Source organism: Dickeya sp. MK7 (assembly GCF_000406305.1).
GTDB lineage: Bacteria > Pseudomonadota > Gammaproteobacteria > Enterobacterales > Enterobacteriaceae > Dickeya > Dickeya fangzhongdai.
Genome location: NZ_AOOO01000052.1, coordinates 1 through 1,098, shown reverse-complemented (window position 1 = coordinate 1,098; position 1,098 = coordinate 1). Strand labels below are relative to the sequence as shown.

2 protein-coding genes are annotated in these 1,098 nt (G+C 42.7%); both read left to right on the top strand.

Annotation, left to right across the window (positions count from 1 at the left end):
* Positions 1-515, top strand: a 515-nt coding sequence (locus tag DXXMK7_RS22915; protein WP_084682743.1) for an RHS repeat domain-containing protein, incomplete at its 5' end; no start/stop codon positions are given.
* A 4-nt stretch (positions 516-519) separates the two neighbouring features.
* Positions 520-870, top strand: a complete 351-nt coding sequence (locus DXXMK7_RS00045) for a hypothetical protein (RefSeq protein ID WP_038917300.1) — start codon at positions 520-522, stop codon at positions 868-870.
* Positions 871-1,098 lie beyond the last annotated feature (228 nt).

The window sequence follows — 1,098 nt, the reverse complement described above, 5'->3', positions numbered from 1 at the left end:
GTCACCGCTACTACGACCCGGAACTGGGGCAGTATATTTCGGCGGACCCGATAGGGCTGGCAGGGGGGCTGAGGCCGCAGGGGTATGTTCCTAACCCCTTCTGTTGGGTTGACCCTCTAGGCCTAACTAAGTGTCCTGAAAAATGGGACGTAGGAAGTTATGAGGATCTGCGAAATTCAGTGAAAGGAAAAAATCTTGAATTAGATGCCCACCACGTTGGTCAAAAGGCAATAATGAAAGATTTAGTAAAAGATTACGATCCTAAAACAGCTCCCTCAATGTTAGTTCCCAAAGAAGGTCATACTCTTTCTAAAGAGGGTGTTGGAATAGTATCAAGAAGTAAAATAAATCCGACGACAGGGCAACCATTCAGCTCCGCTAGGGATGTTATCGCTAGAGATATTAAAGAGCTTAGAAGAGTTTATCCTGATGTCCCAAATGCTAAACTACGTGAGTTGATTGATTTGAATAAATCAATGTATCCGGAAGTGAGATATAAAAACTTTGGGAGGTGATTTTATGTCTGGTAATGAGAGATTTGTTGATTCAATCTTTAATGAAGCGCTCGAAGATAATTTTCTTCGTTATAAGAATAGCTTAACAAAGGCACCTGATGAAGGTGTTGATGTTTATGCAAAAGCTAGAAGAGCTTTATCGTCACTTAGTGATGAGGATAAAGAGGCTATTTTTGATTTTTTTAAAATAACTATTACAGATACAGCGTCAATAATACTAGGGACTATTGATGGTTCTCATTTTCCTCCTGGAATAGATGATGATTTTAAATTGATTTATGGTGATGAAGAGATCCAAGGAGATTTACAGGATCTATTCATTGAAAAGGCAGAGGATAAGGGTATTTATAATTAAAAAATAAAAAAGCCGGAAGTGATCCAACGATCCTTCCGGCTTTTTATTTTATGGTCTGGTCAGTCGCTAAAAATTAATCTGCGTCTCAATAATAATCCTGCCGCGCTCCACCGTGACGGTGACGGGCATCCGCGACAGCCACTGGGGCGAACAGGCGTTGCGGCTCAATGGCGCAGGGCAGGTGACGGCGGAGCGGCGCGCGCAGGGGCGGCAGAAACAGGCACGGTT